The organism is Priestia sp. FSL W8-0001 (assembly GCF_038050335.1).
GTDB lineage: Bacteria > Bacillota > Bacilli > Bacillales > Bacillaceae_H > Priestia > Priestia flexa.
Genome location: NZ_JBBPAL010000001.1, coordinates 1,538,685 through 1,563,378, shown reverse-complemented (window position 1 = coordinate 1,563,378; position 24,694 = coordinate 1,538,685). Strand labels below are relative to the sequence as shown.

23 protein-coding genes and 4 pseudogenes are annotated in these 24,694 nt (G+C 38.4%); 9 read left to right on the top strand and 18 right to left on the bottom strand.

Annotated features, from left to right (window positions below; genetic code table 11):
- Window positions 1-11: 11 nt before the first annotated feature.
- From MKZ18_RS08250 to MKZ18_RS08230, 5 genes and pseudogenes are all read right to left on the bottom strand, one after another.
- Entirely contained in the window at window positions 12-1,220 is a 1,209-nt protein-coding gene (locus tag MKZ18_RS08250; protein ID WP_144593777.1) for an MFS transporter, read from the bottom strand.
- A gap of 200 nt (window positions 1,221-1,420) precedes the next feature.
- On the bottom strand, window positions 1,421-1,786 hold the full coding sequence (locus MKZ18_RS08245; RefSeq protein ID WP_025907672.1) for a DUF3221 domain-containing protein: 366 nt from the start codon (window positions 1,784-1,786) through the stop codon (window positions 1,421-1,423).
- Between the two features lie 406 nt (window positions 1,787-2,192).
- Window positions 2,193-2,984 carry a SurA N-terminal domain-containing protein gene (locus MKZ18_RS08240; protein WP_144594311.1) on the bottom strand — a complete coding sequence of 264 codons (792 nt, stop codon included), beginning with the start codon at window positions 2,982-2,984 and terminating at the stop codon, window positions 2,193-2,195.
- Window positions 2,985-3,210: 226 nt separating this feature from the next.
- A pseudogene (locus MKZ18_RS08235) lies at window positions 3,211-3,414 on the bottom strand (staphylopine family metallophore export MFS transporter CntE); the annotation flags it as partial.
- 415 nt (window positions 3,415-3,829) lie between these two features.
- A complete protein-coding gene (locus tag MKZ18_RS08230; protein WP_341344530.1) occupies window positions 3,830-5,278 on the bottom strand; it encodes a DHA2 family efflux MFS transporter permease subunit in 1,449 nt (482 codons plus the stop codon).
- A gap of 458 nt (window positions 5,279-5,736) precedes the next feature.
- Here MKZ18_RS08230 and MKZ18_RS08225 point away from each other — a divergent pair.
- Window positions 5,737-6,405: pseudogene (locus tag MKZ18_RS08225) on the top strand (nucleotide disphospho-sugar-binding domain-containing protein); the annotation flags it as partial.
- Window positions 6,406-6,639: 234 nt separating this feature from the next.
- Complete coding sequence (locus tag MKZ18_RS08220; protein WP_025907667.1) at window positions 6,640-7,023, top strand: hypothetical protein; 384 nt, start codon at window positions 6,640-6,642, stop codon at window positions 7,021-7,023.
- A gap of 176 nt (window positions 7,024-7,199) precedes the next feature.
- On the opposite strand, the gene MKZ18_RS08215 is transcribed toward MKZ18_RS08220, so the two are convergent.
- The 7 genes and pseudogenes from MKZ18_RS08215 to MKZ18_RS08185 all read right to left on the bottom strand — a co-directional run bounded on the left by MKZ18_RS08215 (window position 7,200) and on the right by MKZ18_RS08185 (window position 14,618).
- Window positions 7,200-9,374, bottom strand: a complete 2,175-nt coding sequence (locus tag MKZ18_RS08215; protein WP_144594305.1) for a DNA topoisomerase III — start codon at window positions 9,372-9,374, stop codon at window positions 7,200-7,202.
- A 159-nt stretch (window positions 9,375-9,533) separates the two neighbouring features.
- The gene (locus MKZ18_RS08210; RefSeq protein WP_061785756.1) at window positions 9,534-10,538 is read right to left on the bottom strand and encodes an aldo/keto reductase; all 1,005 of its coding nucleotides are present in this window, start codon (window positions 10,536-10,538) and stop codon (window positions 9,534-9,536) included.
- Window positions 10,539-10,754: 216 nt separating this feature from the next.
- A complete protein-coding gene (locus MKZ18_RS08205; RefSeq protein ID WP_341344529.1) occupies window positions 10,755-11,177 on the bottom strand; it encodes a cytidine deaminase in 423 nt (140 codons plus the stop codon).
- Window positions 11,174-12,028: an MBL fold metallo-hydrolase gene (locus tag MKZ18_RS08200; protein ID WP_062686828.1), complete on the bottom strand. Its 855-nt coding sequence runs from the start codon at window positions 12,026-12,028 to the stop codon at window positions 11,174-11,176. The genes MKZ18_RS08205 and MKZ18_RS08200 overlap by 4 nt, the downstream gene beginning before the upstream one ends.
- Window positions 12,029-12,139: 111 nt before the next feature.
- Window positions 12,140-12,611 (bottom strand): annotated as a pseudogene (locus MKZ18_RS08195) (nucleoside deaminase).
- Window positions 12,612-12,696: 85 nt separating this feature from the next.
- Window positions 12,697-14,013 (bottom strand): MATE family efflux transporter, encoded by a 1,317-nt coding sequence (locus MKZ18_RS08190; RefSeq protein ID WP_144594300.1) that lies wholly within the window; start codon window positions 14,011-14,013, stop codon window positions 12,697-12,699.
- Window positions 14,014-14,123: 110 nt separating this feature from the next.
- Window positions 14,124-14,618, bottom strand: a complete 495-nt coding sequence (locus tag MKZ18_RS08185) for a GNAT family N-acetyltransferase (RefSeq protein ID WP_061785753.1) — start codon at window positions 14,616-14,618, stop codon at window positions 14,124-14,126.
- 196 nt (window positions 14,619-14,814) lie between these two features.
- Between MKZ18_RS08185 and MKZ18_RS08180 the strand changes: the two genes are divergently transcribed.
- The 5 genes from MKZ18_RS08180 to MKZ18_RS08160 all read left to right on the top strand — a co-directional run bounded on the left by MKZ18_RS08180 (window position 14,815) and on the right by MKZ18_RS08160 (window position 19,913).
- A complete protein-coding gene (locus MKZ18_RS08180; RefSeq protein ID WP_061785752.1) occupies window positions 14,815-15,318 on the top strand; it encodes a peroxiredoxin family protein in 504 nt (167 codons plus the stop codon).
- 432 nt (window positions 15,319-15,750) lie between these two features.
- Window positions 15,751-16,110 carry an ArsR/SmtB family transcription factor gene (locus MKZ18_RS08175; protein ID WP_144594313.1) on the top strand — a complete coding sequence of 120 codons (360 nt, stop codon included), beginning with the start codon at window positions 15,751-15,753 and terminating at the stop codon, window positions 16,108-16,110.
- Between the two features lie 31 nt (window positions 16,111-16,141).
- A complete protein-coding gene (locus MKZ18_RS08170) occupies window positions 16,142-18,610 on the top strand; it encodes a heavy metal translocating P-type ATPase (RefSeq protein ID WP_340842572.1) in 2,469 nt (822 codons plus the stop codon).
- A 142-nt stretch (window positions 18,611-18,752) separates the two neighbouring features.
- Window positions 18,753-19,730: an SDR family oxidoreductase gene (locus MKZ18_RS08165; RefSeq protein WP_144594318.1), complete on the top strand. Its 978-nt coding sequence runs from the start codon at window positions 18,753-18,755 to the stop codon at window positions 19,728-19,730.
- Between the two features lie 18 nt (window positions 19,731-19,748).
- Complete coding sequence (locus tag MKZ18_RS08160; RefSeq protein WP_175384198.1) at window positions 19,749-19,913, top strand: hypothetical protein; 165 nt, start codon at window positions 19,749-19,751, stop codon at window positions 19,911-19,913.
- Between the two features lie 39 nt (window positions 19,914-19,952).
- Here MKZ18_RS08160 and MKZ18_RS08155 read toward each other — a convergent pair.
- The 6 genes and pseudogenes from MKZ18_RS08155 to MKZ18_RS08130 form a co-directional block, all read right to left on the bottom strand.
- A pseudogene (locus MKZ18_RS08155) lies at window positions 19,953-20,147 on the bottom strand (aspartate:proton symporter); the annotation flags it as partial.
- Between the two features lie 78 nt (window positions 20,148-20,225).
- Complete coding sequence (locus MKZ18_RS08150) at window positions 20,226-21,107, bottom strand: Cof-type HAD-IIB family hydrolase (RefSeq protein WP_076513914.1); 882 nt, start codon at window positions 21,105-21,107, stop codon at window positions 20,226-20,228.
- A gap of 135 nt (window positions 21,108-21,242) precedes the next feature.
- Entirely contained in the window at window positions 21,243-21,671 is a 429-nt protein-coding gene (locus MKZ18_RS08145) for a protein-tyrosine phosphatase family protein (RefSeq protein WP_144594319.1), read from the bottom strand.
- Between the two features lie 124 nt (window positions 21,672-21,795).
- On the bottom strand, window positions 21,796-22,215 hold the full coding sequence (gene arsC, locus MKZ18_RS08140; protein WP_100347582.1) for an arsenate reductase (thioredoxin): 420 nt from the start codon (window positions 22,213-22,215) through the stop codon (window positions 21,796-21,798).
- Window positions 22,216-22,239: 24 nt separating this feature from the next.
- Entirely contained in the window at window positions 22,240-23,538 is a 1,299-nt protein-coding gene (locus MKZ18_RS08135; RefSeq protein ID WP_076513922.1) for an arsenic transporter, read from the bottom strand.
- Between the two features lie 15 nt (window positions 23,539-23,553).
- Window positions 23,554-23,904 carry an ArsR/SmtB family transcription factor gene (locus MKZ18_RS08130; protein ID WP_025907647.1) on the bottom strand — a complete coding sequence of 117 codons (351 nt, stop codon included), beginning with the start codon at window positions 23,902-23,904 and terminating at the stop codon, window positions 23,554-23,556.
- 256 nt (window positions 23,905-24,160) lie between these two features.
- Here MKZ18_RS08130 and MKZ18_RS08125 point away from each other — a divergent pair, with 256 nt between their 5' ends.
- Window positions 24,161-24,358, top strand: a complete 198-nt coding sequence (locus tag MKZ18_RS08125) for a hypothetical protein (protein ID WP_025907646.1) — start codon at window positions 24,161-24,163, stop codon at window positions 24,356-24,358.
- A 30-nt stretch (window positions 24,359-24,388) separates the two neighbouring features.
- On the top strand, window positions 24,389-24,691 hold the full coding sequence (locus MKZ18_RS08120; RefSeq protein WP_076513924.1) for an ArsR/SmtB family transcription factor: 303 nt from the start codon (window positions 24,389-24,391) through the stop codon (window positions 24,689-24,691).
- The last annotated feature ends 3 nt before the right edge of the window (window positions 24,692-24,694 follow it).

Genomic DNA, 24,694 nt, shown 5'->3' with positions numbered 1-24,694 from the left:
TCACCAATTTTTTATTTATTTACTATCTGTTTTTCCAACGCTACCCTAGAGGTAACTTTCGAATAGCGACCGTGCAGAGCATAATAAACTACAAGTGCCATCACACCAATAATAGCACACACACCGTACATTCCTTGATAACCAATTGAACCAGAGACAACCGCTAATACAGAGGATCCCACTCCCAATCCTGAATCAAATAAAACAAAGAACGTAGCTGTGGCAACTCCACGACGCTGCGGTGGTGATACTTTTATTGCAATAGATTGTAAGCTTGATGTTAACGTTCCAAACCCAATTCCAATCAAGCCACCAGCTAGTAGGAAAGTCGTCCCTGAAGACGCTTGACTGATAAGAAATACACCGATTGTAAACAGTAGAATGGCTGGATAAACAACGAAGTTCTCACCATAGCGGTCAAACCATTTTCCTGTAAATGGACGAGACAATAATAAACAAACCGCATACACAACAAAGAAATAGCTTGCTACGCTTGTGAAGTTCATCTCTTTAGCAAAGACAGACACAAACGAAATAATGCTTGCGTACGCAAATGAAAGCACAAAGCCAGCTAATGCAATCGGAAGTGCTTTGAATTCAAATAGGCTTGCTAGGAAAGATGCCTTCACTTCTGTAGAGTTTTTCACTATTTTTAGCGTTGGAACTTTTAGTACCAAGCTGCATAATAACCCTAACACTGATGCTACAATTGCTACTGTAAAAACGGCTGAATGCCCAGATACTTCGATTAGTGTTAATCCCATAAACGGTCCAATTACCATCGCTAGGTTCATAAATGTAGCAAAGTAGCCCATTCCTTCTCCACGACGATCATCAGGAATAACGTTTGCTACAATTCCCCCAGTAGCTGTTGTTGCCATTCCAAACCCAATTCCGTGCAATACGCGAAGCAGCAGCAAACTTGAAAGTGAATTGATTTGACTATATAAAACCGAACCAATTAAAAAAAGCACCGCTCCAATGACTAGAATTCTCTTTTGACCAAAGGTAATCATCCATTTTCCAGAGAGCGGGCGAAAAATAATAGCTGAAATTAAAAACACTGTAACAATAAGTCCTAAACTGCCTTTATCTGCTTGTAAAATGTCTGTAGCATATAAAGGAAGCGTAACTGTCATCATATAAAAAACAACAAAAATAAAAAAGCTCGTCATCGAGACGGCTACAAAATCTTTCGTCCATAGCTTTGACTTACTCATTTCATTCCTTCCTTTCCTTTAAACAATTAGCATGTTAATTTCCATAAAAATAATTAGTATACAAATTATATGAACTAAAACTATTATAGTGATAATTTCCTTTTATGTCAATTCACTTTTTGGTATCCTCACTTCTGTTTCCAGCTTCTCACAAAACAGCCAGGCAAAGCGGATCACGTGCTTTCCACTTTACCTGGCTGTTAATTACCTTCTTTAATCACTTGAATTTCTTCCGCATTCCCTTTTGCTGGGACTGTGTACTTGACGCTTTCACCTTTCTTTAACCATGCTTTCACTAGTTGACCTTTTTTGTAGGTAACAGATGAATCAGGCACCTTTAAGTAAATAGGCTGAATGGTATCATCACCTAATACTTCGTTTGTCGTATAATTAAGCGCTACGTCCCTAGGAATGACGTTCGCAACTAAAATTTCATCCTCTTTCACTTCCATGATGCGACCTTGGATTACGTACCCTTTGTTATCTTCACTTTGCTGACTTGAGCACCCTATTAAAATCATAATAAAGCTTATTAACCCTATGAATGCAAGAACCTGTTTTTTCATCGTTTTTATCTACTCCTATTTTAAGGCTCTTTTTATTATAACGTGTTTTTTACCCTTTTTTCCAATTAATCAAAGAGTTTAGGACATAACAAAATGATTGCTTCTAAAAGACGAACAATAGATGTTCCCATCTCTTTAGTTTGTCTCAACACGTTCGTTCCATTGCGCTACGGCCACTCGCTTTCCGCGGGGAGGAACCTGAGCTTCCTCGCTGCGCTGCGGGATCTCCGTTTTCCCTCGCTTTCCCGCAGGAGTCGAGTGTCCTACGCTCCATTCCACCTTGTTTCCAACATTGTTTTCACAATCAACCAAAAAACCTGAACGATTAAAAGCTATGAACTCTCAATCGTTCAGGTATAGTAGAGGCTGAACTACTTATGTCTCAGTCTCTTTGCATTACTTTAGGTTAAATTTTCACATCAACTTTTGCTTCTTTTTTCAGCTTTTCAACTTGTTCGCCTACTTTTTCTTGCTTCTTCTGTTGTTCAAGCTGGCCTTTGATTTGATCTTTTATTTCTTCATATTTTGGAAGTTGCTGCTGTTGCTCTGACCCTGCACTTTCTGCTTGCTTCGCATATTGGTCATAGTACTCTTTCACTTCTTTATCTGTTACTTCTTCAGCCTTAATTTCTTTTTCTACATATTTATTGTACTGAATGCTTTCACCCAGCTGTTCTTTTAATTGATCCATATTAAGACCTGCTTGCTTTAATACATTGTTAAATTCTTTTTCAGAATCATACTGCTTCTTAGCATCTTCAATTTGCTTATTAATTTCGTCTTCTGATGCTTTATAACCCTTTTCCGTTGCATCTTGAATGAGCAGCGTTTGTCCTACTAAGCTATCGATTGTTTGATCTTTAACCTGCTTAGCTGCATCTTTTGTTGTTGGGTCTTGCCCCATTTGCTGCATTTGCATTTGAGATGTTTGAAGCACTTGGTTATATTCAGATCCTAAAATCTTTTCGTCATTTACAAGCGCTACGGTTTTCTTTTCATCTACCTGCTGCTTTTCTAATTTCTCCTGCATTTCTTTCATTTGCTTTTCTTGTTCTTTTGTTTGTTTCTGCTGCTCTTCCGTTTGAGCTGTTTTCGAATCTTCTTTTTTATCAGCACTGTCGCTAGCATCGTTTGAGCCACATGCTGCAAGGGCTACGGAAAGTAGTCCAATGATGAAAGGGTATTTCAATTTCTTCATAGCTAATAGAGCTCCTTTCGTCTTTTCAAAGAATTGCTTTCGTTTAGAAAACATCTTGAGGGCATTGTATCGAACATGCTTCTAAAAAGAAAGTAATTCGATCAATTTTACATATCTGTAACAGTATTGAAAAGATTCGTCATTTTATACACCTTTGCTGAAAAAGATGGTAAAAACTTACCAAATCAATATGTATAACATATCACACTCTATGGAATAAGCGTATTTAATTAACAAATTGGTTACGCTTGTCATAAGAAAATAGAATCATTAAAGCACCTAATCCTGCACAAACCGTGTACATGACCGGATAGGATAAAGCATCCGCAACGGGTCCCATAACCACACTGCCCAATGAAACACCTAAATCTGCTGTAGCGATAAATAACCCAAGAAGAACGTTTCGATTAGTAGCTGGCAATACAAAACTTCATTTTCTTTTCACAAATAAAGGAAGCTAGGCCATTAAACCCAGCTCCCTTTTCATTTCTTATCTAAATTCTCTTGTTCTTGCCTCTTTCAAACCTTCTTGTAAATAATAAAAAAATCTTAATTTCATTTTGTTTTCTATTTTTAAACCTTTAACTCTTCCTTGACTTTTTCTTCTTTCGAAACAATTGTAGTGACTTTTACCTCTTCTTCAGCTTTACCTGTTTCGTTCACTGGACTTTCTTTTGGAGAATTAGATGTAGTAGTGAGTAAGCTGATATGGAAACCAGCAGTATTATATTGATTATTTTTTGGACATGTAACCCCGCCTTTACATATACTTGAATTTTATTTATTTTTTACTTTTATACAAATAAAAAAGAGCAGTTCGATTTTGAACTACTCTTTTCATCATGTTAATGTGCTTGCTCTTGATTATCTACAATAATTCGCTTAATAAAGAACGAAATAATCAAGCCAACAACAGCGACGATCGCACCAAAGATAAAAGCGTTTTGAACACCATTGGTAAACGCAAGCACTACATTTAATGGATCTGTTGGGTCTGATACAGATTCCATAAAACTTCTAGAACCTGACGATAAAATTGAAATTGCAACCGCTGTTCCTACTGCACCTGCTACTTGCTGCAGCGTATTCATAATTGCTGTACCGTGTGGATAAAGCTCTGGTGGCAGTTCGTTTAAACCATTTGTTTGAGCCGGCATCATAATCATGGAAACGCCAATCATAAGGGCAATATGCGAAGCAACAATAAGCGCTGTTGACGTTTCAAGTGAAATCGTTGAAAAGCCAAACATTGTCGCTACTACAATAATAAGACCAGGAATAACTAACCACTTAGGGCCAAAACGGTCGAATAGCCCACCCATTACAGGTGAAAGAAGTCCGTTCACAATTCCTCCTGGAAGAAGCATTAATCCGGCTGCAAATGTTGATAGAGCTAATGATGTTTGTAAGTATAACGGTAAAATCATCATGGATGACAAAATAACCATCATCGAAACTAAAATTAAGAGAAGCCCAATAACAAACATTGGGTACTTAAATGCTGTTAAATCAAGCATTGGTTCTTTCATTTTCACTTGACGAATTGAAAAGACTATCAAACCTAAAATCCCAACTACAAGGGCAATAATTACTTCGGTACTTCCCCAGCCACCGCCTTCTCCAGCGCTGCTAAAGCCGTACACAATGCCACCAAAGCCAATTGTTGAAAGAATAATGGACAAGATATCAATTTTTGGCTTTGTTGGTGTTGTAATGTTTTGCATAAAAAATGATCCAAACACCAAAGCCACAAGTAGTAATGGCAGCGAAATCCAGAAAATCCAGTGCCACGTAAGTGTTTTTAAAATCAGACCTGATACTGTTGGACCAACCGCTGGTGCAAACATAATCACAAGACCGATAATCCCCATCGCTCTTCCGCGTTTATGAGGCGGAATAATGACCAAAATGGTATTAAACATTAGAGGTAAAAGAAGAGCTGTTCCAATGGCTTGTACCACGCGAGCAATCATTAATACACTAAATGTTGGTGCGATTGCCGCGATAAACGTTCCAATAATGGAAAAGATAAGCGACGCAATAAATAGCTGTCTTGTTGTAAACCATTGAAGAATGAAGCCTGAAATTGGTACTAAAATACCAAGCGTTAATAAGTATCCTGTTGTAAGCCACTGTGCTGTTGTCTCATGAATACCAAAGCCAATAATTAAGTCACGAAGAGCCATATTTAAAGCTGTTTCACTGAATAGTCCGATGAACCCAGCGATTAGAAACGAAGCAATAATCGGCAAAGCTTTTACGTTAGGAGTTTGTGCAGCCTGCTGGTTACTCATAGTTAATTCCTCCCTCTTACTATCTTTTTATAAGTACATAACAGTATATAAGTAATGTCCTCAGCCTAAAGAAATATACCATTTATAGGATTATCATACAAGTTTAATGTTTGTAATTTCTTAAACTTTACTTTTTCTTTATTATACCCACTTCTTTCACTTAAACTATTACTATTGACTCATTTTTCCTATGCCAAACAAATCATTTATACTGGATACCGTTACCATAACAACCATATTTATTGCACCCTTTCAAAAAGTATGATAAAAATGTTTCCATTGCCTACCATTTATTTATGAATGGGGAGCTTATTACATTTGCTTAAAATCATCATCTAATAGATTTTAAGTATATAGATAAGGAGCCGTGGTTTAAGTGGCAAACATTTTAATGGTTAATTTCCCTGCAGAAGGACATGTCAATCCTACTATTGGTATTGTAAAAGCTTTTACAGAAAGAGTTTATGAACAATTCTGCTGATTTAACATTTGTGTTTACGAGCTCATATTTCCAGCCTAACAATGAGCAATTTGATGAATCGAAGGTCTTCATCGGTCCGACTTTTCCTAATCGTGCTGATAAGGATAACTTTCCTATTGACATGTTAAAGAACGAACAAGTTCTGTTTATCTCAATGGGAACCGTACTTGATCACACTGAAGAGTTTTTTAACATGTGCATTGATGCCTTTGCAAACTTCGATGGTAAAGTTGTCATCGCTGCAGGTGAACGAGCTGACATGAATCAAATTAAAGAAGCACCTGAAAACTTTATCATTTCCGCTTACGTGCCTCAGCTCAAGGTCCTTGAGCACGCAGATGTGTTTATTACGCACGGAGGCATGAACAGCGTAAATGAAGCTATTCATTTTAACGTTCCGATGGTGGTCATCCCGCATGATAAAGACCAGCCGATGGTCGCCCAGCGCTTAACAGAACTAGAAGCGGGATACAGATTGCAAAAAGAGCACGTCAATTCAAACACGCTCAAAAAAGCGGTAAACGAAGTGCTTGCTAATGAGCAATACAAAGAAGGTATTCAAACCATTAACCGAAGCTTTCAAGAGTGTGGCGGTGCTAGAGAAGCGGTCCATATCATTGATCGATTTATTGCGCGTGAATTGTAATGAAAGCCTGCACCCTTAGCGTTGGATGCAGGCTTTTTTGAGTAATTCATTCATCTTTCCATACATGTTTTATCTGTTGAGAATCATGTTTTGCTAAGCTAACTACTTAAGTAGATTCGTAGTACTGCTTCCAATGAAGCAATCTATAAATAAATAATTTATTGCTGTACACCAATATACCTTTTTTATACAATTAAGTAAATAACAACAAACTATATTAAAGGTGATTAAAGAATGAAGAAATTAATCAGCTCGGTAGTTGTAGTAGGTTTATCTATTTTAGGGATTATTCTTACCTTAGGTGCAATTGGTACTACTCTGCTCGTTATTAGTGCTGCTGTTGGCTTAGGAAGAGATGATGTCGTAGGTTTTGCTGATAATAAATACATAATTGGAAGGCCTCCAACCTCTTATAATCTTTATGAAAAGAACAGCGGTACAACCATTTTAGATAATATAATAGGCTACAAGACAGAAAACGGTAAAACGTATGTGTTTAGTACAGACTCGAGCTATATTGTAATTGATGAAGAAAAGGAATCTTATCTGAAGAAAGAAGTGGAAGAAAGAGATGCCCGGTATGACAGACTTCTAAAAGAAATGGAAAGATTAGAATAAACGTCATAAAAAGGAGAACTTAAAATGGAGCTAGAAACTAGCAGGTTAAAACTCATACATGTACTTCAGAAACAGTTAAGGTTGCAGTTGAGCAAGGCTATGAGAATGGATCTCAAATCTTATATTAATTAAAGTAGCTACACAACAAGTCTAGTGACTGATTGTGTAGCTACTCTTTATTTTTCAAACAAAAACTGAGTCTTATCTCCTTTTAACTCAAGCTTCGCGTCAAAGATCTTGTCTCCTTTTTTAAAGCCTTTTATGAGGTTCGTTTGCCCGTCTTTTAACAGCTTTTTCGCATTGGCTTGCGAGATCGTTTTCCCAAGAATTTTTTTTGAAAATGTAAAATTGCACTGATTACTTTGGTAATTAGAACAGCCATAAAACGTTCCTTTGTCAACGATGTCACCATCACATTTTTTGCAGCTTCCTACTTTTGTTCCAGTCGTCTTACCTTTTCCACCTTTTTTACCTCTTGTTTGCTTGAACTCACTGAGATCAAATCCGTCAAATGACCAATGGTTGCTTTGTTCCTTTGCATCTTCAATTAACTTAAGAGAAAGCTTCTTCGCTTGTTCCATAAACTCTTGAGAAGATGCTTTTCCTTGACCAATTTCATGAAGACGCTGCTCCCACTTGGCCGTCATTTCAGGTGATGCAAGAATACTTGGTCCAATTGATTGAATTAGTACTTTTCCTTTATTCGTGGCAAACACCTGATTCTTCTTCACTTCGATATACTTGCGATCGCGAAGAACGCTAATAATTCCTGCACGTGTGGCTTCTGTCCCTAGCCCCTGCGTTTTGGTTAACACCTTCACAAGCTCGTTGTCATCTAAATGCTTTCCAGCTGTTTTCATTAGCGTGATAAGCTGACCTTCCGTGTAGCGCTTTGGAGGCTGTGTTTTTCCGTTTTTCACCTTTACATCCTGAACAATTCCTTCTTCTTTTTCCTCTAGTGAAGGAAGGTCTTGCTCATCCTCATCTGCGTCTTTTTCTTTTTGCTTCCCATAAATAACTTTGCGCCAGCCTTCTTGGATTTGCTCTTTTCCTTTTGAAATAAACGTTGCCCGTCCTTCGACGAGCGTGTGAATGGTCGTATAGTCGAAAATGGATTGCTTATAGTGTGCTGCAATTAATCTTTTGACAATGAGCGTATAAATGTTGGATTCTTCCCCTGACATTTTAGCTGGATCTGTCACCTGCTCTGTCGGAATAATGGCATAGTGATCCGTTACTTTCTTTTCGTTTACATACCGTTTATTATTCATAATGGACTCAATAGGAAGAGGGAAAAATTCCTTAAATGCACCAAGCTCACTAATCTTTGCAAGCGTATCTGGAAACATTCCCGCTTCTTCTTTTGTCACATAGCTCGAATCAGATCTTGGATAAGAGATAATCCCTTTCACATAAAGCTTTTGCGCAATTTCAAGCGTTTTTTGCGGTGAGTATTTGAACATTTTATTAGCTGTTGCTTGTAATGAGGAAAGGTTGAATAAAAACGGTGCTTGAAACTCTTTGCGCTCCTTTTCAATGGAATCAATAACCGCATTTTTCCCTTTACAAAACTGCATAATTTTATGGGCCATCTGCTCATCAGTTAAGCGAGAATCACCGTCTTTATGCCACTTACCGTGATATATTTTGTTGTCCATATTAAACGTAGCCAGCACTTCCCAAAACGGTTCAGACTTAAAATTTTCAATTTCATGCTCGCGCTTAACGATCAAAGCAAGCGTGGGCGTCTGCACTCGTCCTGTCGAAAAAACGTCTGAAATTCCTTTTTTCTGAAGCAAGAGCGTGTATGCTCTAGAAGCGTTCATTCCGATTAACCAATCCGCACACGCTCGGCTTAACGCTTCGTAATAAATATCTCTTGTTTCTTGTTCTTCTAACAGGTTTTCAAAACCGTTTATCACTGCTTTTGGCGTTAGCGAAGAAATCCAAAGGCGCTTCATCGGCTTGCTGTTTTTACAAAGCGTTAGGATGATTCGAATGATTGCCTCCCCTTCACGCTCAGCATCACCTGCGATAATAACTTCATTCACTTCTTGTCTATGTAGTAAACCTTTAATAATTGAAAACTGCTTCCACTTTGACTTCGTTACGCGATGTTGAAACTGCGTGGGCACAATCGGGAGCGTATCAAGCGACCATTTTTTCCACTTTTGATCGTACTCTTCGGGTGGTACAAGCTCACATAAATGTCCAATTGCCCACGTTAAATATGCTCCTTCTGGAAACAACTGATTCGGGGCAATCTCCACATAGCCGTCCCGCTTTTTAAACGAAAAAGGCGACGCTAGCTTTAGCCCTTGATCTGGTTTTTCTGCAATAATTACCTTCATTTAGTTAATCACCTTATATCTTTGATTCATTAAAATAGCGTTGCTCAATTGTATTATTTTATCATATAAATGCTTTTAAGAGTATGTTGGAGTGATTAGCACCCTATCAAATAAAAAAACCTCATCTCTACACAAGTAGAAAAATGAGGTTTTTTTCACTTAGTTAGCCGGTAGTGGTACATGTGGTGCCACAAGATTTTCTTTACGCATTTCTTCCCAGAAAGCGGCTGGAATTGCTGTATTTAATGCTTCTTTATCTTCTAAAATACGCTCAGGTCGGCTAGCTCCTGGGATAACAGCCGACACTGCAGGGTTTGCAAGTGCAAACTGTAAAGCAGCAGACTTAATGGTAATATGATGACGCTCAGCAATTGCTTTCATCTTTTCAACTTTGGCTATAATCTCCGGTGATGCTGGTTGGTATTCAAAATGTGTGCCACCTGCAAGAACTCCGGAACTATATGGCCCCCCTACTACAATAGCCATGTTGTGTTTTACTGCTGATGGCATTACCCGTTCTAGTGCACGTTCGTGGTCTAAAAGCGTGTAGCGCCCAGCTAAAAGCGATACGTCTGGTTTTGCTTCTTCTAATTCAAGCATTATTTCAATCGGCTCGACACGGTTGACACCAAGCCCCCAACCTTTAATAACCCCTTCTTCACGAAGCTGAGTCAGCACTCGAAAAGCCCCTGTTCTTGCTGATTCAAATTGAGCTAGCCATTCGTCTCCGTAAAAATCTTGCGCTACGTCGTGAATATAAACAAAGTCGATACGATCAGTCTTTAAACGTTCTAGACTTTGTTCAATGGAACGGAGCGTTGCATCTGCACTATAGTCGTTAATAATTTTATTTTTCCTTCCAAATTCAAACAGGCCACCCTTTTCACCAAAATCACGAGCTGAAGGATCTTCTAACTCGTCTAAGATGACTCGTCCAACTTTTGTACTTAAGACATACTCATCTCGATTTCGATGTGATAGTGCTTTTCCCAGTAGAATTTCTGCTAATCCTGCTCCGTAAAAAGGTGCTGAATCAAAATAGCGAATTCCATTTTCCCATGCAGCATCTACTGTAGCTATGGCTTCTTCTTCTGGAATGTTTCTGTACATGTTCCCAAGTGGAGCTGTACCGAATCCAAGCTTACCTTTTAGTATTTCTTTCATTGTTTGCATCTCCTTTTACGATTATATTCTGTAAATTAACCATTTATAAGCTTTTATAAACAATCACATTCATTAGATATGTATTCATTATGACGCGTATAAAGAGATAAAAAAAGTACGTACTTCCAAGTAATATAGTCACTAAAAAGTAACCTCTTCATTAAAAAAAGCCTACTTTTCCTTAGCAGACTTTCCGAGCATTAATCATTACTTCTTTTATCTTCTTGTATACTTAAGAGGAAGTAACTCTCCAATTGTCGTTTTCACTAATCTACCGTCTACTTCCAATATCACGTAGCAGTTTGGTGCATAGTCTGAAATAAGCTCGCGACACATTCCACATGGGCTCACCACTCGAATGGTTCGATCTTCTTCATCACTATAAGGGTGCCTTACAGCTACAATCGTATCAAAGCTTTTATACCCATTTGAAACGGCACTTCCAATAGCGATGGCCTCTGCACAAACGGCCACTCTGCCAATGTACGCTTCAATATGAACAGTAGAGATAATCTCACCTGTTGCTAAGCGAATAGCTGCTCCTACATGATGCTTATCATCTTCATACAGTGCCGTAATCTTTTGCTTAGCCGCTTCAATTAATTCCAAATCATGTTGATTAAGTTCTAATACTTTCATTGCTTTTCCTTCTTTCGGTTACCTTGTAGAAAATAGTCCAGTAGCTCTTTTTCTTCTTCATTAGGACTTCTATGTACCTCTTCCTTAAACTTAGTAAGCATTTCTTGTTCAGACAGATAATCTTCAGCAATTTTGGATAGCTGCTGTAGCTGGTCGAGATATTTAAAGAGCTCAGCTTTTGTTTCTACATGATCATGAGATGTTGCATACCAGTTTGCATTGTAAGAGCGTACTTGTTCGATAACCTTTTCTAACTTACTAGAATCATAGCTCCAGCTTCCGCTATAAAAGTCAGGGCTTAAACAATCGCCTAAAAACACCATTTTTTCTTCTGGAATGTAGATGACTGAGGAGTCTTCTGCATGGTCGCCTCCAATATGCTCGATTCGGCAGCTTATGCCCCCTAAATCAACTTCTAAGCTTTTATCAAATGTAATAACAGGTGTTTGAATATGTAAATTAGAGCGGTCAGGCAGCTCTTTTTTTATCATCTCCTGACAAAATTCAATTTCAATTCCATCTCTCACTCGTTGATCTAGCGCCTCGTTATCCCATGCAAACGACTGATATTCTTTTAATCTAGCTTTTGTTAAATCATGTGCAACGCTTACAGCATCAATAGCTTGTAGTCCAAACGTATGGTCCCAGTGCCAATGAGTAAGCGCGACAATATCAATCTTTTTTTCCGTAACGTTTTGAAGCTCCACTTGGAACAGTTCAGCATGAGCAGGTGAATTACCGCTATCAATCATTAGACAGTGCTTCTCCCCAACAACAGCTGCTAGCAAAGGTCGGTCCGTATCAGGCTGATGATCTAAATAATAAATGTGTTTACCAATAGGTTTTAACATAACCTTCTCCTTTTTTATCTTACTATTTTTTATTGTACGAAAATTTAAGATTAATTGAAACAGCATATACAATAAAAAAGCTGCTGATCATCTTCAGCAGGTTTACTCTCATTATTTCTTATGAAGCCTCACATGCAACTTCCGAACTTCCTCAGCTAATTCAGGGACAGGTCCTTCTACTTCAATACCCTTCACCACTTCTTCAATCGATAGGTTACGCACAGGTGACGGAGCAACGTTTAGCTCGTGCAGCCACTGGGCTAGCTGGTTCGATGAACTTGCATAGATAATTTTCCCTAACCCAACCGTGCGCAGCTGAGCACATGGGACAGTGTTCACCTGATGTATAAACAATTGCACGCGCTCGCTCTTCTTTTGATAAGTGCTCGGCTGCATAGCGCGCGATTGAGAATTCAGGGTGCTGCGTATCGTCACCGCTTGAAATACGGTTATAGTCTTCAAAAAGCACGTTGCCATCTTCTGAAACTAGAATAGAACCAAATGGCTGGTTTCCTTCTTCAAGCGCGCTTTCAGCCAATTCCACACAGCGCTTAAGGTGCTTTATATCCTGTTCTGTAATCATCTATATTGCCTCCTATCAGTTATTCTATTTACAGAATAACTGATGCACGTATTTCTTTCCAATTTTCTACCCTTTGAAACATTTATTAAGCTGCGTTCTGTTGACTTAAAAATCGTCTATTTAAGCTAGGAAGATACATAACTAAAAATACCGACCTTCCAACCGTATATAAAGTAAATGCTAGCCAAAGCCCGTGATTATGCCATATCGGCGTCGCTACTACCTGTGCAACGATGTATAAAAGCATCGTATAAAGCATTGAGTTTCGAATCGGTGCAATATAGGTTGCTCCGGTGAATGCGCCGTACATGACAAGCCCTAAACAAGCTACAAACGGATATAAAATGAGCCACACTCCATACTCAGTAGCAAGCGTAATAACGCTAGGTAACGTTGTAAAAAGCTTAATGATTGGTTCTAAGAAAGCTGTGTATACCCCGGCTATTACAAAAGCTACAATGACGGCCCACTTCCTCGATAGAGATAAAGTTTGGATATACAAACTTCGATCCTGAGACCCCACTGCTTTTCCAACAAGAATACTTGAAGCATTCGCAAAGCCATCAAAGAAGTAAGCCATAATATAGTGAATTTGAAATAGCACCGCGTTAGCTGCTAAAAATTCTGTGCCGAACGAAGCTCCTTTAGCTGTAAATAGGTTAATAACAACTAACAAGCAAATCGTACGTATGAATAAATCTTTATTCACGTTAAACATTTTTTTAACGGATGCTGTATCGAATAGAACACCTATTGAAGGTGTTTTCCACTTAAACGGAGATGCTTTAGAAACAATGAATAATCCTAAAATAAATGCTGTGACTTCCGCTATTAATGTAGAAGCTGCGACGCCTTTTACTCCAAAAGAAAAGACCTCTACGAATAGAATGGCAAGCGTCATGTTTAATACGTTCGTTATAATTTGCAATGAGAGAGATTGCTTAATCTTAGCCATTCCCATCAGCCAGCCTAAAATCACATAATTCATTAATGTAAAGGGTGCTCCCCATATGCGAATTGTAAAATATTCAACAGCCAATCGACTTACGGCTGCATCTGGAGACACAATTGCCAAAGCTGCACGCTGAATCGGTACCTGTAGCAGAATAAAAATAAGTCCAACCGCTAGAGCGATTAAAAATGGACGGGACAACGCAAGGATTCCTTGCTCAGAACTGTTGGCTCCATTAGCTTGTGCTGCAAAAGCAGATGTGCTAACGCGCAAAAAACCAAACAGCCAATATAATGTATTAAAAATAAGTGCTCCAACTGCTACACCACCAATATACGCAGGGTCTGAAAGTCGCCCAACCACAGCCGTATCGACAGCTCCTAATAAAGGCGTCGTCATCGTTGAAATCGTTAGTGGAATTGCAAGAGCAAGATATGTACGATAATTCAATAGGTCACGCTCCTTTTTCAAAGATAATAGCCTTGATTATAAAAACCAAGGCTATCTACGCTTGAACTACTTGTTTAGAAAACGACCTGAACTTCCAACCAGCTCTATTTTCATAACAATTCTTTTACGAGATTAAACCAAACCTCACCTGCATGTGTTGAGTTTGATTTCCCTTCATTACGATAACCGTTTTCTTCATAAAAAGGAACGAGTGCTTCTAAACAAGTAAGCGTAACCCCTTCTCTTTTTTTCTTTACGCACACAGCTTCTAACTCTTTTAATAGTTTACGAGCTATCCCTTTCCCCCGATAATCAGGATGAACAACTAAGCTAAGTACGCTTTGGAAGCCTCCCTCCTTTGGATTTAGATTCGTTTTTTCAAACAAATCATCCGTTAAATAACGTGTAGGAATGACTGGGCCTACGACGTATCCAGTAATTTTCCCTTCTTTATCTTTCGCAATGATAAACGAATCAGCTATAACTTGGATTCTTTCTTTCATTGCGCTTTCAGTTGCCGCTTCTTCAGGAGTGAAGCCCAGTCTTTCAATGACCATTAACTCGCTTAAATCTTGTTCTTCTGGTGTATGATACGTTATGTACATCGTGGGTTCTCCTTTCACTATTAGTTTGAATTCTATGTATTCCTCCGTTTATATCCTAACTCAACCTTACTAAAGTTTCATCTCTTTCTATAAAAAGGAATATCTATTTTTTTAGATTACAACCTTAGGATTCCGGGTACTATACATATAGCTTACAAAGTAGTTACTCAAATTTGTATTAAAGGAGAGATTCATAATGGCAAAGTTTCAATTAGGAGATACAATTCCTACCTTCACACTACCAACAATTACAGGTGAAACATTTTCGTTTGATCAGCATCAACAGGAACATAAAAGCTGGCATTTAATCGTATTTTTCCGCGGAGCATGGTGTCCAGTTTGTGAAAGTGAATTAAAAGATTTTCAAGAGCATAAAGGTTTCTTTGATGAACAAAACGTGCATTTATTAGCAATTTCAACCGACCAACAAGAAAGCTTGCAAGAACTAGCAGAAAAAAATGATTTGGCGTTCCCAATATTACAAGACAAGGATTTAACAGCATTAAAAGCGTTCGACGTATACTATCATAGTGAGGATTCTCCATACGAAGATCACGGAACGCACGGTGAACCTGCTTATTTCCTTGTTGACGAAAATGGCAAGCTTTTATACCAACAGCAGCAAACCAGCCCATTTGGCCGCCCGGCAGTAACAGAGCTTCGCAAGATTGTAAAGTACATTAAAAAGAACCTAAAATGATAAGAGTGAAAGAGACTGAGACATAAGTAGTTCAGCCTCTACTATACCTGAACGATTGAGAGTTCATAACTTTTAATCGTTCAGTTTTTTTTGTTGATTGTGAAAACAATGTTGGAAACAGGGTGGAATGGAGCGTAGGACACTCGACTCCTGCGGGAAAGAGAGGGAAAACGGAGATCCCGCAGCGCAGCGAGGAAGCTCAGGTTCCTCCCCGCGGAAAGCGAGTGGCCGTAGCGCAATGGAACGAACGAGTTGAGATAAATCAAAGAGATGGGAACAGCTAGTGTTCATCTTTTAGAAGCAATCATTTTGTTATGTCCCAAACTCTTTTTTGTGTACTTATCTTATTTACATTCAAATATTTGTTTGAACGTTTTATTATCTTTGTAATATACTATATTCAAACGATTATTTGAATGAAGGGAGATTTCTATGGCAAAGGATCGCTGTGATATTTATTGTTGTAACGAAGAAAAAGTCAATCGAATTAAGCCATCGATTCATACTGAAAGCATTCAAGCAGTCACAAAAACACTCAAGGCATTAGCTGATGAAACACGATTAAAAATTGTACTTGCTCTTTGTCAAAGTGATGAACTATGCGTATGTGACGTGGCAAATATTGTGGAATGTACGGTTGCTACTGCTTCTCATCACCTAAGACTATTACGCAATTTAGATATTGCGAGCTATCGAAAAGATGGCAAGCTTGCTTTTTATTCGTTAACTGATGAGCACATTAAGCAATTGGTTGTAACGATGTTTAAGAACGATTCATCCGTAACGAGCTAAGCTTTTTGTATACTATGAGGAGTTGAAAGAAATGGCACATTCCGATCGAGAAAGTTATAAAGGAGAAAAAAGCTGTTGCCAAGAACAGCATGAAACACAAACAGCATCCCGCTGCGGTTCAAGCAGCGCCAGTTTACAAAAGCATCATACGCATTCATCTTGTTGTACTAGTGAGCCCTCTGAGTCTATTAATCTAGAAAACCCTGGACAAATTGAAACGTATCGCGTCTATGGAATGGACTGTCCATCGTGTGCTGCTACCATTGAAAAGAGCTTGCGAAATCTACATGACATTCATGAAATAAACCTAAATTACAGCACGGGAAAATTACAGGTTTCCGCTGCTCATTCATCTGCATTCTCTCCAATTATACGTCAGGTAGAAAAGCTTGGTTTTGACATTGAACCTCTTCATCACCAAAACTCAAAGACATACCTAATTGAAGGAATGGACTGTACAGCATGCGCAAATACCATTGTGAATCACTTAAAAAATATATCTGGCGTTCAAGATGTTCGCGTCAACTTTTCAACTGGAAAAGCGCAGGTAGAGCACGACACCCCTACAGAAGAGATTATTCGTGAAATATCAAAAGCCGGCTATACGGCTACCTTGATTACGAGTAGCAGAACAGTTTCTTCTTCTCAAAAAACAAATACGCTTCCGGTAATTACTTCTGGTGTACTTATTGCATTGGGATTCACCGGCTCTTTCTTTGGAATTCCATTATTAATAAGTAACGTTTTATATGCCATCGCGATGATTATTAGCGGCTACAAGCCCGCAAAAAGTGCATACTACGGGATTAAAAGCCGTTCACTCGATATGAATGTCTTAATGACCGTTGCTGCACTCGGAGCAGCAATTATTGGAGAATGGCTAGAAGGTGCTACTGTTGTTTGGCTCTTTGCTTTAGGCGTCATGCTTCAAACAAGATCAATTGAACAAACAAGAAACTCCATTCGTAACTTGATGAATTTAGCCCCTCCTGATGCTTGGGTAAAAACCGGCAATACCTTAATCAAAAAAGCGGTTGAAGACGTCGCCCTTGGTGATGTTCTAGTCGTAAAACCAGGAGACCGTATTCCTTTAGATGGAGAGATTATCCAAGGTGATTCTAGCATTAATCAAGCTCCTATTACAGGAGAGTCTATTCCCGTTGATAAAGCGGTTGGTGATACCGTATATGCTGGCACAATTAATGAAAACGGCTCTCTTGAAATTAAAGTAACAAAGCTAGTGAAAGATACAACGATTTCAAAAATCATTCATCTAGTTGAGGAAGCTCAGGAGAAAAAAGCCCCTACTCAGGCGTTTATTGATAAGTTTGCCGCTATTTATACGCCTATTGTCTTTATTTTAGCGCTATTCGTTATGGTTCTCCCTCCCGTTTTTGACGGACTATGGAGTGAGTGGTTTTATAAAGGACTTGAGCTTTTAGTCGTAGCGTGCCCTTGTGCTTTAGTTATTTCCACACCAGTCGCGATTGTATCAGCTATTGGCAACGCCGCAAAAAATGGTGTGTTAATTAAAGGCGGAACCTTTCTAGAAAAAGCTGGCGCTATAAACGCTATTGCGTTTGATAAAACCGGCACACTAACAGAAGGAAAACCAGCTGTTTCAGATGTAATTGCATTGAAATCTGAACAAGACTTACTTGCTGTTATAAAAACCCTTGAAGCTTATTCTAATCACCCCATTGCAAAAGCGATTGTGGCATACGCGGATGAAAGAAACGTTGATACGTTAGACGGAGCTAACTTTAGAAGCATTACCGGAAAAGGTGTTCAGGCAACCATCAACGGAACTAATTATTACGCTGGAAATAAAAAGCTGTTCATTGAACTAGGAACTACTTTTGAGAATTTGCAGACTCACGTTGAGCGTTTTGAAGAAAGCGGGAAAACGATTATTATTGTAGGAACAGAAAAAGAGCTTTTAGGTGTGATTAGCGTAGCAGATACCATTCGTAGCACAACTGTATCCGCTTTACAAAACTTTAAAAACACAAGTATTAAACAAACTGTCATGCTAACAGGTGATCATGAAGGAACTGCTAAAACTATTGCTAAAGAAGCTGGCGTAGAGAGATATTTTGCTAACCTCTTGCCAGAAGACAAAGTCAAAGCAATTCAAAAGCTGCAGGCTGAAGGTTATAAAACCGCAATGGTGGGTGATGGAATTAATGATGCTCCTGCTCTTGCTACCGCTGACCTCGGCATCGCAATGGGTGGAGCTGGCACCGATACAGCAATGGAAACAGCAGATATCGTTCTCATGGCTGATAATCTAGAGAAGCTTCCGCACACCATAAAACTTAGCCGCAAAGCTTTAAAGATTATCAAGCAAAACATTTGGTTTTCTATTATCATTAAAGCTATTGCGTTAATCTTTATCTTCCCTGGTTGGCTGACGCTTTGGATTGCCGTATTAAGTGATACAGGCGCAGCTTTACTCGTTATTTTAAATAGTTTACGGTTATTAAAAATGAAAGAATAACTTTATCACGTAGGAACATAACACGCGTTATGTTCCTACTTTTTTTATGAATACTCCCCTTTTACAAAATATTCTCTTCATTTGTTTATCAAAGTGAACATAGAGATGCTATAGAAGTAAATTTGTTCTATAGGAGGTTTATATGAACGAGAGAGATCAAGAACAGCTGCGTCAAATTAAAGAATTGCAAGAAAAATTCAAGAGCGAAATGCAAAATGATCCTTATCCTCTTTACCCAAACTATGGGAACATTACCCAGTTTAAAGAAATTCCCATCAATGTTCCCGAACAGCGTCAGCTTAGTCAACCGGGTGTAGAAAAATTAATGGTTCCCCTTCCTATTATTGAAAACCCAAACTATCAAGGAAGCGGGAAACTTAAAGGAAAAGTTGCGCTAATTACGGGAGGCGATAGCGGAATTGGTGCAGCCGCTGCCATTGCATTTGCAAAGGAAGGCGCTGATGTAGCCATTGCCTATCTAAACGAACACGAAGATGCAAATCGAACGAAATCTCGAGTTGAAGAACTCGGTCAGCGCTGTTTGTTGTTGCCTGGTGATTTGAGAGAAAAAAAGCAGTGCGTTGCCATTGTTGACCAAACAATTGAAACGTTTGGTGAGCTTGATATCCTTTGCAATCATGTGGGCATTCAATTTCAGCAGCTAGACCTTGTAGATATTACGGATGAACAGTTTGATGAAACGTTTAAAGTCAACATCTATTCTCATTTCTATACGACGCGAGCAGCTCTTCCACATCTAAAAGAAGGAAGCTCAATTATTAATACAGCTTCGGTTGTTGCTTATGCAGGTGAAAAACAGCTTATTGACTACACTGCAACGAAAGCTGCAAACGTTGGCTTTACGCGCGCTTTAGCTAAAAGCGTAGCAAAAAAAGGAATTCGCGTGAACGCCGTAGCTCCTGGTCGAACGTGGACACCTCTTATTCCAGCTAGCTTTTCTTCAGACCAAGTGGCCGTATTTGGTTCTTTTAATCCACTCGAACGTGCAGCCCAACCGTTTGAACTTGCTCCAACATATGTATATTTAGCATCTGATGATTCGAGATTCGTTACAGGGCAAGTTTTGCACGTAGACGGAGGGGAATCAACAAGTTCTTAGTACGAGGAGATGAACAGAGTGAAATATGAGTTTAATAAAGAAGTACAGCTGCTTTTAGTAAATCAATCAGATGATAAAGTAAAAATGGTGTACATTAATAATTCGTGGTCCATGCCAAAAATTGGTCCTAGACCGCCTTATTACTGCTATCCAACTTATAAAATGAACAAACCAATTATTTAAATAAGCACCCTGATACGTAACGTATCAGGGTGCTTATTGTTAATCATCTTCACCAATAATGGCTTTTGGCAAGCCAGAATGTTTTGCCCAGTAGTAAATTATTAAGGAAATAACAGCAATTAAAAATAGATTTAAAGGGTTTCCTAACACTCCAAGCTCTCCGCCAAATGAACCTAAATAAGAAATAATAATCATAACTACATAGTAAACGACTAGCCACCACGTTGACTTTATTAATATTAGGTTTCGATTCTATAACTTTTTTCATACATAAAAAAGCTAACGAGCAAAGAGTCTCGTTAGCTTTTTAGATTATGCGTTTGGCATAATCGGATTGGTTTTTTCCACTTTAAATCTAGAAAGATAATGATAAACGCCGTTTTCATCACAGCTATACTCTGTCACGTCATCTACAATATCTTTAATATGGTCACCGGCATTTTTCATGGCTACTGCATATCCAACGTACTTAAACATTGGCAGGTCATTATTACTGTCTCCGATACCTAAAATATCTTCATGCGGTAAGTTAAAGTGTTTGAGCATCTGTTGAATTCCAGTTGCTTTATTAACATTCGCAACCATCACCTCTACGTTATGAGGCGATGAAATGGACATTGTAAAATCCATCTCTTGCTTTAACTCTTCAAGCTCCGCTTTCCATTTATTAATATGCTCATAGGTTCTAGCAAAGAAATAAAACTTGGAGAATTCACTGCCTTCAATTTTCTCTTGCCACTGAATTTCTTCTCCGATAGCTTTTTTTCTTGAAAGCCATTCATTAATTTCAACGCTTTCTGGCTTTGGCTCACGAACTTCATGTTCAACATATTCTCTGTCTTGTTGAAGCGTCATTCGCGGTGCTCCATATGGGAATAATTCGTAATAAACTTGGTTTTCCCGTGCTTTTTCAATGACTCTTTCAACCAATTCGCGTGACAGTGAATGCTTAAAGACCATTTCGCCTCCTACATGTCCTGCCATACCATTGGATGTAATGAATCCATCTACTTCAAAGCCTTCAGGCACTAGCTCTGCTATTTCATCAAAAGCTCTTCCTGTTGCAATAAAGACGAAGATTCCTTGTGCACGTAGGTCATCAATAATTTCTTTTGTCTCAATTGTTACTCGATTCGAGCGGTTTAAAATCGTACCGTCCATATCTAAGAAAATAGCTTTAGGCATAAAACTCATAACAGTGATTCCCCCTGACTTAAAAATCTTCACTTCGTCAAGTATATCGTTTTCTGCTATTAAACTCAAAGAATGTAGCTTTTAACACTTTATACACGGAAAAACGACGTCTGACCTAACATTTTATCAACGCCTTTAAGCATTAGGAAATAAGCGTTGAAGAGAAGCTTTCATTTCAGGTTTTATATTAACTTTTGATCTAGTAGCTTTCACTTTTTTCTCTGCTTCTTCTATGCTACCTGCTTCTCCAAGGGCCAGTAATACACCCATCGCTACTGTACCCGTACGATTACTCCCACCTGCACAGTGGAAATAGGTTTTCTTACCTTCTTTATATGATGAAACAACTGCACGGATAGCTCTTTCAATTGATTCGTCTTGTCGTTCTTTATCATCTACTATAGGCATGTGTACACGCAGTGTTGGTTCATCATGTTCGAGATCCTCTGTTCGCAAATCATAGATTATATCTACTGGATTTGCCAGTATCATTTCTTTTACATCTAACGTACCACCAATTAAAATGCGATTATAAATAAGGGATTGATAGTTTTCACTGTTCATCCTCTACACCTTAAAAATATATGATTTGTATCACTATTTATATGAATCTTGGACCAAAAACTTAGTTTCCTCCTGTCCAATAAATATAAAAAGTCGAGAGGCTAGCTCTCGACTTATCTATTTTTCACTCACCAGTTTCAGCAAAACGTTGGATGCGAGCTCCAATTTCATCACGTACTCGTTGGAAAAACGCCCATTTTTCGTCTTCTGTTCCTTCTGCTTTTGCTGGATCATCAAAGCCCCAGTGCACGCGCTTTACGTGTGGTGGCGTCACTGGACAGTGATCAGCTGCGTGACCACATAACGTCACTACTAAATCTGCAGAATTTAAAATCTCAGGGTCAATTACATCAGATGTTTGGTTTGTAATATCAATACCTGCCTCTTTCATTGCTTTTACAGCATTTGGATTTAACCCATGTGCTTCAAGACCTGCACTGTATACATTCCATTCATCACTTAAATACTTTTTTGCCCAACCTTCTGCCATTTGGCTACGGCAAGAGTTACCTGTGCATAGGAAGTAAATTATTTTTTTTGTCATGTGTAGCATCTCCTTTTTTGTCTGTTATGAAAGTATGAGTAACCAAATATATAAACCAACAAGCGTAATAAACAATGTTGGGATGGTTAAGATAATACCTGTTTTAAAATACGTGCCCCATGAAATTTTCACTCCTTTTGTTGAAAGAACGTGAAGCCATAATAAAGTAGCTAAAGAACCAATTGGGGTAATCTTTGGACCTAAATCAGATCCAATAACATTGGCATAAATAAGTGCTTCTCGAATGGTTCCAGATGTCGCAGTGGCATCAATAGCTAATGCGTCAATCATGACAGTCGGCATATTATTCATAATGGATGATAGAATCGCTGCAATAAAGCCCATACCGATTGTTGCCGCGAACAATCCTTGGTCGGCAACTGCTTGAATAACGTTTGCTAACACTTCAGTAAGCCCTGCATTACGAAGACCGTACACAACTACGTACATACCAATTGAGAAAAAGACAATTGCCCAAGGTGCACCTTTTAATACAGTTTTTGTTTGAACTGCAGGACTTGTTCTTGCCATAAGCAAGAAGAATACGGCAATGATACCTGCAATAATAGAAACAGGCACGCCTATAAACTCTCCTACAAAGTAACCGACTAGAAGCAGCGCTAAGACAAACCAAGATAAACGAAACATTTTTTGGTCTTTAATCGCTGCTACTGGCTCCTGTAAATGGGTTACATCATAGCGCTTTGGAATGCTTTTTCGGAAATATAAATACAGTACTAAAATACTCGCAAACAGTGCAAAGAAATTTGGAATAATCATGCGAGACGCATATTCTGAGAACGTAATACCAAAAAAGTCAGCAGACACGATGTTTACTAAGTTACTTACCACAAGCGGTAACGATGTTGTGTCAGCTATAAATCCACTTGCAATAATAAACGGAAATACCATCTTTTCATCGAGCTTCAATGCTCGAACCATTGCAAGTACAATCGGCGTTAAAATAAGGGCCGCACCGTCATTTGCAAAAAATGCAGCAACTAACGCTCCAAGTAAGGAAACGTACACAAACATACGAATACCATTTCCACCAGCAGCACGCGCCATGTGAAGCGCTGCCCATTCAAAAAAGCCAATTTCATCTAAAATTAATGAGATAATAATAATAGCAATAAACGTTAACGTAGCGTTCCAAACAATTTGCGTTACGTCCCAAACGTCACCGAAGTTAACAACGCCAACTAGAAGAGCAATAACTGCTCCCCCCATCGCCGACCAGCCAATCGATAAATTCTTTGGCTGCCAGATAACAAACACTAAAGTCACCAAAAAGATCAGTGATGCTAAAACAACTGATGTCAAATTTTAACCCTCCAATTACTCACAACAATTAATACGAAGCCCTTTTTCTTCTAACTCTTTTAAGCGTTGATCTTGGCTTGGTATCGACGCGAGTATACTAAGTATAAAATGATAATTCTCGCTTTCTTTATTAAGCGAATAGAAAATCCATTGTCCTTTTCGTCTTTCTCTTACTAGCCCTACATCTCTTAGCTTGCGGAGATGCTGGCTGATTGCAGGCTGACTTGCACCATAAATATCAACGAATTCACATACACAGCACTCACTATGTTCCATCAGCTTCATCATAGATAATCTCGTTTTATCACCGAGCAGCTTTAAAATTTGAGCCGCTTTTTCGATTTCAACGACCGTTTTAGTTTCCATCGTGACACCTCCCATACAAAAACGAATTAATATATAATAATTTGCTTATATGTTTATGTAAACTATAATATTGTTTGAAGTAATTTTCAAGACTTTTTTAGTATAAGCGGTAAAGAAAAAAGTATGAACGTCTTGAGGCATAAGCCAATTTTAATAAATCAAAAAAATTTGATTAAATAACTTGATTTATCTGAAATTTCCATTTACGCTTAATTCATCAAGAAAATTTGATGAAGAAAGTAAAGGTGATGAACAAGTGAGAGTAAACAATTCTGGAAACCTTTCAGTAGAGTACTTTATTTCGTATTTTCAACTAGTTATGAACACTCAAACGATGAAAGCACATGAAGCTAAAGAGCTTATATTTAAACGATTCTTCAACTATGATCCACTTCTTAGAGGCAAAACAACTTATTCTAACTTTGAAAAAGCCTACCTTGCATTTACACAATAAATCAAAAAAATTTGATTAAGGAGCGTTATTATGACACATTCATTCAAACAATATGAACAAAAATTTAAGGCACTTGCTGATGAACGACGATTAGAAATTATGCATGAGCTGTGTCAGCGCGGTCAAACCTGCGTATGTGATTTAACGGATTTTTTTGGTATACCTCAGTCTAAGCTGTCTTATCACTTAAAGATTCTTCTAGACGCTAATCTAATTACGAAAGAAACAAAAGGCACATGGAGCTATTACGCATTAAACGATGAAGAAGTAAATCACCTTTTATCGGATGAGCTCTGCTGTTTATTTCGTAAAGAAAGCTCGTGCTCATCTTAACCT

What these genes read in the sequence shown, in the direction of transcription:
- MKZ18_RS08250 (WP_144593777.1), bottom strand. Translation starts at nt 1,220, where the DNA reads ATGAGTAAGTCAAAGCTATGGACGAAAGATTTTGTAGCCGTCTCGATG.
- MKZ18_RS08245 (WP_025907672.1), bottom strand. Translation starts at nt 1,786, where the DNA reads ATGAAAAAACAGGTTCTTGCATTCATAGGGTTAATAAGCTTTATTATG.
- MKZ18_RS08240 (WP_144594311.1), bottom strand. Translation starts at nt 2,984, where the DNA reads ATGAAGAAATTGAAATACCCTTTCATCATTGGACTACTTTCCGTAGCC.
- MKZ18_RS08230 (WP_341344530.1), bottom strand. Translation starts at nt 5,278, where the DNA reads ATGAGTAACCAGCAGGCTGCACAAACTCCTAACGTAAAAGCTTTGCCG.
- MKZ18_RS08220 (WP_025907667.1), top strand. Translation starts at nt 6,640, where the DNA reads ATGAAGAAATTAATCAGCTCGGTAGTTGTAGTAGGTTTATCTATTTTA.
- MKZ18_RS08215 (WP_144594305.1), bottom strand. Translation starts at nt 9,374, where the DNA reads ATGAAGGTAATTATTGCAGAAAAACCAGATCAAGGGCTAAAGCTAGCG.
- MKZ18_RS08210 (WP_061785756.1), bottom strand. Translation starts at nt 10,538, where the DNA reads ATGAAAGAAATACTAAAAGGTAAGCTTGGATTCGGTACAGCTCCACTT.
- MKZ18_RS08205 (WP_341344529.1), bottom strand. Translation starts at nt 11,177, where the DNA reads ATGAAAGTATTAGAACTTAATCAACATGATTTGGAATTAATTGAAGCG.
- MKZ18_RS08200 (WP_062686828.1), bottom strand. Translation starts at nt 12,028, where the DNA reads ATGTTAAAACCTATTGGTAAACACATTTATTATTTAGATCATCAGCCT.
- MKZ18_RS08185 (WP_061785753.1), bottom strand. Translation starts at nt 14,618, where the DNA reads ATGTACATAACGTATCATACACCAGAAGAACAAGATTTAAGCGAGTTA.
- MKZ18_RS08180 (WP_061785752.1), top strand. Translation starts at nt 14,815, where the DNA reads ATGGCAAAGTTTCAATTAGGAGATACAATTCCTACCTTCACACTACCA.
- MKZ18_RS08175 (WP_144594313.1), top strand. Translation starts at nt 15,751, where the DNA reads ATGGCAAAGGATCGCTGTGATATTTATTGTTGTAACGAAGAAAAAGTC.
- MKZ18_RS08170 (WP_340842572.1), top strand. Translation starts at nt 16,142, where the DNA reads ATGGCACATTCCGATCGAGAAAGTTATAAAGGAGAAAAAAGCTGTTGC.
- MKZ18_RS08165 (WP_144594318.1), top strand. Translation starts at nt 18,753, where the DNA reads ATGAACGAGAGAGATCAAGAACAGCTGCGTCAAATTAAAGAATTGCAA.
- MKZ18_RS08150 (WP_076513914.1), bottom strand. Translation starts at nt 21,107, where the DNA reads ATGAGTTTTATGCCTAAAGCTATTTTCTTAGATATGGACGGTACGATT.
- MKZ18_RS08145 (WP_144594319.1), bottom strand. Translation starts at nt 21,671, where the DNA reads ATGAACAGTGAAAACTATCAATCCCTTATTTATAATCGCATTTTAATT.
- arsC (WP_100347582.1), bottom strand. Translation starts at nt 22,215, where the DNA reads ATGACAAAAAAAATAATTTACTTCCTATGCACAGGTAACTCTTGCCGT.
- MKZ18_RS08130 (WP_025907647.1), bottom strand. Translation starts at nt 23,904, where the DNA reads ATGGAAACTAAAACGGTCGTTGAAATCGAAAAAGCGGCTCAAATTTTA.
- MKZ18_RS08120 (WP_076513924.1), top strand. Translation starts at nt 24,389, where the DNA reads ATGACACATTCATTCAAACAATATGAACAAAAATTTAAGGCACTTGCT.